Below are 9,179 nucleotides of genomic sequence, written 5' to 3' on the forward strand. Positions count from 1 at the left end.
TCGGGCCCCGCTCCCCCGGCACCCTGGTGCGCTGGACCTTCGCCGCCGACGGCCCGGCCGCCCTCCGCCTGGCACTGGCCGCCGCCCGCCCGGGGCTCGGCCACTCCTTCCGTACGGCGGTGCGCACGCTCGACGCCCGGCTGGCCTCGGCCCCGGGCCGCGGCTGAGCCCCGGCCCAGGGCGCGGGCCTCAGCCCTGGGGCTCGCGCCACTCCCCGGTCTCCAGCAGCGTCCGGATCGTCTTCGCGTACGGGTCGATGTCGAGGCCCTGCGCCGCCAGCCACTCGTCCGAGTAGTACTTGTCGAGGTAGCGGTCGCCCGGGTCGCAGAGCAGGGTCACGACGCTGCCCTTGCGGCCCTCCGCCACCATCTCGGAGACGATCTTCAGGGCGCTCCACAGCCCGGTGCCCGTGGAGCCTCCGGCCTTGCGCCCTATGGCCTGTTCGAGGGCGCGGCAGGCGGCGACGCTCGCCGCGTCCGGGACCTTCATCATGCGGTCGATGGCACCGGGCACGAAGCTGGGCTCCATGCGGGGCCGGCCGATGCCCTCGATGCGGGAGCCGCAGTCGCTGCTCGCGTGCGGGTCGTGGTGCGTCCAGCCGTCGAAGAAGCAGGAGTTCTCCGGGTCCGGGACGCAGATGCGGGTGTCGTGCTGCATGTAGTGGACGTAGCGGGCGATGGTCGCGGAGGTGCCGCCGGTGCCTGCGGTCGCCACGATCCAGGCGGGCTCGGGGTAGCGCTCCAGGCGCAGCTGCTGGTACATCGACTCGGCGATGTTGTTGTTGCCGCGCCAGTCGGTGGCCCGCTCCGCGTAGGTGAACTGGTCCATGTAGTGGCCGCCGGTGCGGGCGGCGAGGTCGGCGGACTCCTCGTACATCTTCATGGAGTCGTCGACGAAGTGGCATTCCCCGCCGTGGAATTCGATGAGCCGGCACTTCTCCGGGCTGGTGGTGCGCGGCATGACGGCGATGAAGGGGACGCCGATCAGCTTGGCGAAGTAGGCCTCGGAGACGGCGGTGGAGCCGCTGGAGGCCTCGATGACCGGGCGGCCGGGGCGGATCCAGCCGTTGCACAGCGCGTACAGGAACAGTGAGCGGGCGAGGCGGTGCTTCAAGGAGCCCGTCGGGTGCGTGGACTCGTCCTTGAGGTAGAGGTCGATGCCCCAGGCCTCGGGCAGCGGGAAGCGCAGCAGGTGCGTGTCGGCGCTGCGGTTGGCGTCCGCCTGGACCTTGCGCACGGCCTCCTTGAGCCAGGCGCGGTAGTCGGCGTCGCTGCGGTCGACGTCGACGGTGGTCGTCACCGCGGCCGTGTTCGAGGCCGTCGTGGCGGTGGTGCCGGTGGTGCTCATGCGCCTTGCTCCTTTGTCGGTTCCAGGGCCCCCTCTCCTTTCGAAATGTACCCCCCTCACCTGCACAAACGGTCACTTTGGGGTTCTATGCGAATCGCTTTCGGTCGCGTTCGGTTGCACGCGGCGCGACCGTGGGTGACCCTGGAGATTGCGTCACCGAGGGTGCAGCACCCGTAACACTGATGTCGGGGAGTCGCAGCCGTGATCACACATTCCCGCAGGCACTGCGTCGTGGAACTGCAGGCCCTGCCCGCCCGTATCGGCCAGGTCCGCAGGATCGTCTCCGCCCAACTGCGCCACTGGCAGCTCGATCCGCTCATAGACCGGGCTGCGCTCGGCGTGACGGAGCTGCTCAGCAACGTCCACCGCCACGCGCAGCCCGACAAGGTCTGCACGGTCGAGATCGAACTCCGCCTGGGACGGCTCACCGTCTCCGTCCACGACAGCGATCCCCGGCTGCCCGTCCTGCGCGACGCGGACGGCCTGGAGACGTGCGGCCGCGGGCTGGCGCTCGTGGCGGCGGTCAGCGAGGCCTGGGGGGCCCGCCACCAGCCGGACGGACCCGGCAAGGTGGTCTGGTTCTCCATGCGGGCCGCACCCGCCCCGGCGCCGCCGCCGCACACGGTGCTCATCGCCGCGGAGAAGCCCGTACGGGAGCCCGCCCGGGCGGTGATCGGCGCCGTCGACGCACAGCCCGTCGTGACGGGCGTGCCGGCGTCGGTGGCGGTCGGTATCGGGCCCGGGTGACGCACCCCCGGCCGCCCCGCCGCCCCGGGCCGGACCGGCTCAGGCCGCCGCGCCCAGCGTCCCCAGCGGGTCGTCCAGCACCGGCTGCCAGGCCAGCTCCGCCGCCCCGACGAGGCTGTTGTGGTCGAGGGTGCACGGCAGGATCGGCACGCCCCCGCTGCGGCCCCACAGGCTCCGGTCCGCGACCACGGCGCGCAGCCGCTCCGGGTCCGCGTACAGCAGCTCGCGGTGCAGCCCGCCGAGGATGATCCGGTCCGGGTTCAGGATGTTCACCAGGCCCGCCAGGCCCAGCCCGAGCCGGTCGATGAGCTCCTCGGCGGCCGCCCGCACCGAGGGCTGTGCGTACTCGGCGCGCAGCAGGTCACGGGCCTGCTGGAGCAGCGACACCTCGGGGCCGGGGGTGCGGCCCGCCGCGGTGAGGAAGGCCAGCGGGTCGGCTTCCACGTCCAGGCAGCCGCGGCTGCCGCAGTGGCAGGGGCGCCCCTCGGGGTTGACCGTGAGGTGGCCGACCTCCAGGGCCAGGCCGGAGCTGCCGCTGTGCAGCCGGCCGTCCAGCACCAGCGCGCCGCCGACCCCGCGGTGGCCGGTGGCCACGCACAGCAGGTGCTGCGCGCTGCGGCCCGCGCCGTGGCGGTGCTCGGCGAGCGCGGCGAGGTTCACGTCGTTGCCGGTCAGGGCCGGTCCGTCGATCCCGGCCGCCTTCACGCACTCGGCGAAGATGGCCCGTACCGGGGAGCCGGCCGGCCAGGCCAGGTGCAGCGGGTTGAGGGCCGTGCCGTCGGGCTCGGCGACCGCGGACGGCACCGCGAGGCCCGCGCCGATGCAGCGCCGGCCCGACGCGGCGAGCAGCTCCGCTCCCGCCCCGACCACCGCGCCGAGCACCTGGGCCGGGTCGGCGGAGACGGTGACCTTGCCGGGGGCGGTGGCCACGATCCGCCCGCCGAGGCCGACGAGCGCCGCCCGGAACCCGTCCGAGTGCACCTGCGCGGCCAGCGCCACGGGGCCGTTCTCCTCGACGGCGAGCCGGTGCGAGGGGCGGCCCTGGGCGCCGCCGGCGCCGCCCGGGCGGGAGTCGACGCGGATCAGGCCGAGGGCCTCCAGCTCGGCGGCGACGGCCCCGGCGGTGGCCCGGGTGACGCCCAGCTCGGCCGTCAGGACCGCGCGCGTCGGGGCGCGGCCCGTGTGGACGAGTTCCAGCGCGGGGCCCAGGGCGCTGCGGCCCCGCTCCAGCTTGTTCTTCGTGGAAGTGGAAGCCGCGGAAGCGGTGGAGGTCCGCGAAGCCGCGGGAGCCGCCGACGCCGTGGTCTCGTCCCCCACCCCCGGCGGGGCGCCGTTGCCGTTCATGCAGCGATCCTCGCATGATCGGGAGGTGCCGGGCGCCCCGCCTACGGTCCGAGGCCGCCGACCCGCAGGGTGATGTTCAGCCGCCCGGTCAGTCCCAGTGCGGGCGGGGCGGTGCCGGGCAGGACCCTGGGCACCCCGTGGTAGGCGAGCCGGCTCGGGCCGCCGAAGACGAACAGGTCCCCGCTGCGCAGTTCCACGTCCCGGTAGGGGCGCCCGCGCGAGGCGGTGTTGCCGAAGCGGAAGACGCAGGCGTCGCCGAGGCTGAGCGAGACGACGGGGGCGGGCGAGCGCTCCTCGGCGTCCCGGTGCATGCCCATGCGGGAGTCGGCGCCGTAGAAGTTGACCAGGGCGATGTCGTACGCGTCGGCGACGGGCGGGGGCTCGCCGTAGGCGTCGGTGACGGCCCGCCGTCCCAGTTCGGCGAGCCAGGGCGGCATCGGCTTGACCGGGGCGCCGTCGCCGTCGACGGCGGTGGGCGCGTACGCGTACGGGTACCAGTGCAGCCCCAGGCACACCTGCCGGGCGGTCATCGTCCCGCCTCCGGGGGTGCGGACGGTGCGCAGTCCGGCGGGCGGGCGGGCCCAGGCGCGGCAGGCGTCGAGGAGCTCGCGCTGGCGCCGCGGCCCGAGCCAGTCGGGCAGGTGCACGGCGCCGGGCGCGACCTCGGTCCGCCCGCGCGGGAAGAGTTCACCGTCCACCCTTCCATTGTCGGGGGCGGCTGGCACACTCGGGGGCATGAAGATCACCGAGTACGTGGAGACGCTCGCGCGGGAAGGCGAGCTGCTGGCCGACGAGGCCGAACGGGCGGGCACGGAAGCGCTGGTGCCCACCTGTCCCGAGTGGCGGGTGAGCGACCTGCTGCGGCACACGGGGGCGGTGCACCGCTGGGCGGCGGGTTACGTACGGGAGGGTCTGGTGGAGCCGGCGCCGTTCCCGGAGGCTCCCGAGCTGGTGGGGGCCGAGCTGCTGTCCTGGTTCCGGGAGGGGCACGCGGAGCTGGTGCGGGCCCTGGCGGAGGCTCCGGAGGAGCTGCTCTGCTGGACGTTCCTGCCGACGGCGCCTCCGTCGCCGCTGGCCTTCTGGGCCCGGCGGCAGGCGCACGAGACGGCCGTGCACCGCTTCGACGCCCAGGCCGCGCGCGGCATCGCCTTCTCCGGGGTGACCCCGGAGTTCGCGGAGGACGGGGTGGACGAACTGCTGACCGGCTTCCACGCCCGGCCGCGCAGCCGGGTGCGGACCGAGGAGCCGAAGACGGTGCGGGTCCGGGCGGCGGACACGGGCGCGGTGTGGACGGTGCACCTGTCGAAGGAGCCGGCGCGGACGGTGCGCGGCGACACGGGCGATCCGGCGGACTGCGAGCTGACGGGCGAGGCGTCCTGGCTGTACGCGGCCCTGTGGAACCGCCTCCCGCTGGCGGGGCCGGGCGTGAGCGGTGACAAGGAGCTGGCCCGGCTGTGGCAGGACACCGCGGGCATCTGAGGGCAGCGGCCGGCGGGAGCCCCAGGCCCTCGCCGGTCACGCCGGTCAGAGTCTGAACAGCACCCCGCGCCAGGTCCAACCGGCTCCGAGGACGGCCTTCTGGAGCGGGAACCGCATGTCCCGGGTGCCGAAGCGGAACGTCTCGACCTTCTGCCGGCTGCCGTCCGCCGCCTTCCTGACCTCCCACTGCCGGTACACCATGTCCGAGGGCCCGCGTCCGTACTGCCGGTTCGCGCCCTCCGCGGTCGGCGCCCACCGCTCTTCGAGCACGCGGACGGCATGTGCCCCGGCGTCCAGGCGCATCCGGGTCCTGAGGGTGACGTCCAGCGCCGGGATGACGCACTCCGCGACCAGATCCGCGCCGCCGTCCTGCGGGGTGGCCTGGCGCACGGTGAACCGCGCGTCCGGTCCGGCCGCCGCGAGCAGCGCGGCCCGGACCTCCTCGGCGGGCCTCGGTGCCACCCCGGCGCGCGGGTGGGCCGTGCCGGTCAGCTTGTCCCTGAGCCGCCCCACCGCTACGCCTCCGCCCCGGTGTCGGGCCGGACCGAGCTCTCCGGCCCGTCCGGCTTGGCCGGGAGCCGGCCCTCCGGCAAGTCGAACTCGATCGGCACGGGGAGCGGTGCGGGCATTCAGGGCCGTCCTAGCGCCGGCAGGCCCACCGCGTGCGCCAGTTGGTCGGCGGCGTGCGCGAAGAAGGCGTCGCGTTCCTCGACCACGTTGTTGAACTGGCCGAACAGCTCGAAGGAGACGAGGCCGGCGAGCTGCGCCCAGGCGGCGACCAGGGCGGCCGTGACCTCCGGGGGCAGGCCTTCGGCGAACTCGGCCGTCATCCGGCCGGCCTCGGCGCGCAGGGTGGCGGGCAGCGGGGGCAGGGCGAGTCCGCGGCCCTCGTGGGCGGAGCGGACGATGCCGATCAGGACGTTGGCGACGCGGGAGGCGGGGACGACGGTGTCCTGGGGCGCGCTGTAGCCGGGGACGGGGGAGCCGTAGATGAGGGCGTACTCGTGCGGGTGGGCGAGCGCCCAGGCGCGGAAGGCCTCGCAGACGGCCGTCCAGCGGGCGCGGGGCGGGGACCCGGCGGCGAGGGCCGCCGCTCCGGCGGCCTCGGCGGCGGCGCCCAGGCTGTCGTACGCGTCGATGATCAGGGCGGTGAGCAGCTCGTCGCGGCTCGGGAAGTAGCGGTAGAGGGCGGAGGAGACCATGCCCAGCTCGCGTGCGACGGCGCGGAGCGAGAGCTTGGCGGCCCCTTCGTCCGCGAGCCGGCGGCGTGCCTCGTCCTTGATGGCGGCGGTGACCTCGATGCGGGCCCGTTCCCTGGCCCCTCGCACGGTGCTCATGCGGATCAGTGTGACATACACGTGGAGCAGTGCACAAAAATCGGAGCAGCGAACTCTTTCGAGAGCACTGCTCTTGCTTTGGTGCACCGATCCATGCACACTGATCTCAAGCGAGAGCAGTGCTCTCGGAATCGCAGTCCGATGTCACTCCCGTGTCACTCCCGGAGGCCCACCATGAACGCGTCCACCCCGCACTACGTCAAGGCCGGCCCGCTCGAGACCCGCTTCAACGCGCTGTTCGGCAAGCTCGCCCGCCTCGGCATCAGCCTGGCCGGCACCGCGGAGCTGTCGGTGCGCGGCCGCACCTCCGGCAAGATGCAGCACATCCCGGTCAACCCGCACACGTTCGAGGGCGCCCAGTACCTGGTCTCGGCCCGCGGCCACTCCCAGTGGGTCCGCAACATGCGGGTCGCGGGCGGCGGCGAGCTCCGCGTGGGCCGCAAGGTCCGTCCCTTCACCGTCACGGAGCTCACCGACCCGGCTCAGAAGGCGGCCGTGCTGCGGGCCTACCTGGAGAAGTGGGGCTGGGAGGTCAATCGCTTCTTCCAGGGCGTCACGGCGAAGTCCACCGACGCCGAGCTGGAGGCGGCCGCCGGGGACCACCCGGTCTTCCGTGTCACGGTGACCGGCTGAGCCCCGCCGCACGGCCGCCCCTCCGACCGTCAGCTCCGGCCGTCAGCTCCGGCCGCTCCGCGCCAGACGGGCGTCCAGCAGGTGCAGCGCCTTGCGGGCCATCGGATGCGTACGGACCAGGTCGGCCAGGTTCGTCGACCCGCGCGTGATCCCGGCGAAGGCATTCCAGGCGGGCCGCAGCCCCGTCAGCGCACCGTGCATCAGCCCCGGGCGGGACTCGAAGACCGTCAGCATCCGCTTGCCGACGCTCATCTCCACACCCAGCCCGGCCTTGACCGCGAAGGCGTAGTTCAGCGCCTGGCGCCGCGCGTCCACCGCGTCCTGCGCCTCGGCGATCTTCGCGGCCCACTCCCCCGCGAGCCGTCCCGAACGCAGCGCGAAGGAGATCCCCTCACGGGTCCACGGCTCCAGCAGCCCGGCCGCGTCACCCGCCACCAGCACCCGGCCGCGCGACAGCGGCGACCCGGGCTTGCGGCAGCGGGTCAGGTGCCCGGAGGAGACGGCCGGTTCGAAACCGGCCAGGCCCAGCCGGGCGATGAAGTCGTCCAGGTACCGCTTGGTCGCGGCGCCCTCGCCCTTCGCGGAGATGACGCCGACGGTGAGCGTGTCCCCCTTGGGGAAGACCCAGCCGTAGCTGCCCGGCAGCGGCCCCCAGTCGATCAGGACGCGGCCCTTCCAGTCCTCGGCCACGGTCGCCGGGACCGGGATCTCCGCCTCCAGTCCCAGGTCGACCTGGTCCATCTCGACCCCGACGTGGGCACCGATACGGCTCGCGCTGCCGTCCGCGCCGACCACGGCCCGGGCGAGCACGGTCTCGCCGTCCGCGAGCACCACCGCGACCGTGCGCCGGTCGGGCACGGACGCGCCGTGCTGCTCGACCCGGCTCACGGCCGTCCCCGTACGCAGCGTGGCGCCGGCCTTCTCGGCCTCCGCGACCAGCGCCGCGTCGAACTCGGGCCGGTTGATCAGGCCGAACAGCATGCGCTTCGAGCGGCGGGTGCGGGTCAGCTTCCCGTCGAGCGAGAAGGTGACCGCGTTGATCCGGTCCTTCAACGGCAGGACGAAGCCCGGCGGCAGGGCGTCGCGCGAGGGGCCGATGATGCCGCCGCCGCAGGTCTTGTAGCGGGGCAGTTCGGCTTTCTCCAGCAGCAGGACGCGCCGCCCCGCGGTCGCCGCCCCGTACGCGGCCATCGCCCCGGCCGGTCCGGCGCCGACCACGACGACGTCCCACACCTCGCCGGCGCCGTCGGCCGCGCCGTCGCCCGCCTCCCCGGCCCGGTCCCCTTCCCGGGCCCCGGCCCCGGCCCCGGCTCCGGTTTCGGCCCCGGCCCCGGCTCCGGCCTCAGCCCGAGCACCGGCCCCGGCCGCCTGCTCCGCTTCCCCGCCGGAACCGCCGTCAATGCTGTCGTCGCTGGTCACGATGTGCTGCTGCTCCTGATCACACGTTGCTCCGATGCCGTGAAGATCCTACGGCGCGCGGCCCGCCCGCGCCGCTGTGCGAGGATCGAGCGGACCCCGCCGTACCCCGGCGTACACACCGCACAACGTCGCACCCACGAGGAGCGTGCCCATGTCGCAGAATCCGATCGCCGAGACCGTCGCCTCGCTCATGCCCCGCGCGAAGGCGGAGCTGACCGAGCTGGTGGCGTTCCAGTCGGTCGCGGACTGGGCGCAGTTCCCCAAGAGCGAGAGCGAGGGCGCCGCGAACTGGGTGGCCGACGCCCTGCGCGCCGAGGGCTTCCAGGACGTGGCCCTGCTCGACACCCCCGACGGCACGCAGTCGGTGTACGGCTTCCTGCCCGGCCCGGAGGGTGCCCCGACCGTCCTGCTGTACGCGCACTACGACGTGCAGCCGCCGCTCGACGACGCCGCCTGGATCTCCCCGGCCTTCGAGCTGACCGAGCGCGACGGCCGCTGGTACGGGCGCGGCGCGGCCGACTGCAAGGGCGGCTTCATCATGCACCTGCTGGCCCTGCGCGCGCTGAAGGCGAACGGCGGCGTGCCGGTCTCCGTGAAGGTGATCGTGGAGGGCTCGGAGGAGCAGGGCACCGGCGGCCTCCAGCAGTACGCCGAGGCGCACCCCGAGCTGCTGACCGCCGACGCGATCGTGATCGGTGACGCGGGCAACTTCCGCCTGGGCCTGCCGACGGTGACGGCGACCCTGCGCGGCATGAGCCTGGTCAAGATCAAGCTCGACACGCTCGGCGGGAACCTGCACTCGGGGATGTTCGGCGGCGTCGCCCCGGACGCGCTGGCCGCGCTGATCCGCCTGCTGGACTCGCTGCGCTCCGA

At 74.3% G+C, this 9,179-nt stretch carries 10 protein-coding genes; 4 read left to right on the forward strand and 6 right to left on the reverse strand.

From position 1 onward, the window contains the following. Nucleotides 1-189 precede the first annotated feature (189 nt). Nucleotides 190-1,347 carry an L-cysteine desulfhydrase Cds1 gene (gene cds1 / locus VR44_RS28340; RefSeq protein WP_045950457.1) on the reverse strand — a complete coding sequence of 386 codons (1,158 nt, stop codon included), beginning with the start codon at nucleotides 1,345-1,347 and terminating at the stop codon, nucleotides 190-192. A gap of 201 nt (nucleotides 1,348-1,548) precedes the next feature. On the opposite strand from cds1, the gene VR44_RS28345 reads away from it, so the two are divergent. After that, nucleotides 1,549-2,094 (forward strand): ATP-binding protein, encoded by a 546-nt coding sequence (locus VR44_RS28345; protein WP_063778979.1) that lies wholly within the window; start codon nucleotides 1,549-1,551, stop codon nucleotides 2,092-2,094. A gap of 39 nt (nucleotides 2,095-2,133) precedes the next feature. On the opposite strand, the gene VR44_RS28350 is transcribed toward VR44_RS28345, so the two are convergent. Both VR44_RS28350 and VR44_RS28355 read right to left on the reverse strand, forming a co-directional pair. Then, nucleotides 2,134-3,438: an ROK family protein gene (locus tag VR44_RS28350; protein WP_094191965.1), complete on the reverse strand. Its 1,305-nt coding sequence runs from the start codon at nucleotides 3,436-3,438 to the stop codon at nucleotides 2,134-2,136. Nucleotides 3,439-3,479: 41 nt separating this feature from the next. After that, nucleotides 3,480-4,136 carry an alpha-ketoglutarate-dependent dioxygenase AlkB family protein gene (locus tag VR44_RS28355; protein WP_045950459.1) on the reverse strand — a complete coding sequence of 219 codons (657 nt, stop codon included), beginning with the start codon at nucleotides 4,134-4,136 and terminating at the stop codon, nucleotides 3,480-3,482. Nucleotides 4,137-4,173: 37 nt separating this feature from the next. On the opposite strand from VR44_RS28355, the gene VR44_RS28360 reads away from it, so the two are divergent. Continuing rightward, nucleotides 4,174-4,917 carry a maleylpyruvate isomerase family mycothiol-dependent enzyme gene (locus VR44_RS28360; RefSeq protein WP_045950460.1) on the forward strand — a complete coding sequence of 248 codons (744 nt, stop codon included), beginning with the start codon at nucleotides 4,174-4,176 and terminating at the stop codon, nucleotides 4,915-4,917. Nucleotides 4,918-4,962: 45 nt separating this feature from the next. On the opposite strand, the gene VR44_RS28365 is transcribed toward VR44_RS28360, so the two are convergent. Further along, a complete protein-coding gene (locus VR44_RS28365; protein WP_045950461.1) occupies nucleotides 4,963-5,430 on the reverse strand; it encodes a hypothetical protein in 468 nt (155 codons plus the stop codon). 116 nt (nucleotides 5,431-5,546) lie between these two features. After that, nucleotides 5,547-6,254, reverse strand: a complete 708-nt coding sequence (locus tag VR44_RS28370) for a TetR/AcrR family transcriptional regulator (RefSeq protein ID WP_045950462.1) — start codon at nucleotides 6,252-6,254, stop codon at nucleotides 5,547-5,549. Nucleotides 6,255-6,428: 174 nt separating this feature from the next. Here VR44_RS28370 and VR44_RS28375 point away from each other — a divergent pair, with 174 nt between their 5' ends. Further along, entirely contained in the window at nucleotides 6,429-6,887 is a 459-nt protein-coding gene (locus tag VR44_RS28375; RefSeq protein ID WP_045950463.1) for a nitroreductase/quinone reductase family protein, read from the forward strand. A gap of 42 nt (nucleotides 6,888-6,929) precedes the next feature. Here the strand turns inward: VR44_RS28375 and VR44_RS28380 are convergent, their stop codons facing one another. Continuing rightward, complete coding sequence (locus tag VR44_RS28380) at nucleotides 6,930-8,120, reverse strand: geranylgeranyl reductase family protein (protein ID WP_045950466.1); 1,191 nt, start codon at nucleotides 8,118-8,120, stop codon at nucleotides 6,930-6,932. A gap of 337 nt (nucleotides 8,121-8,457) precedes the next feature. Between VR44_RS28380 and VR44_RS28385 the strand changes: the two genes are divergently transcribed. After that, nucleotides 8,458-9,179 (forward strand): M20/M25/M40 family metallo-hydrolase (locus VR44_RS28385; protein WP_045950464.1); only part of this gene is annotated, 722 nt, incomplete at its 3' end.

It is taken from the genome of Streptomyces katrae (assembly GCF_000966975.1).
Classification (GTDB): Bacteria; Actinomycetota; Actinomycetes; order Streptomycetales; family Streptomycetaceae; genus Streptomyces; species Streptomyces katrae.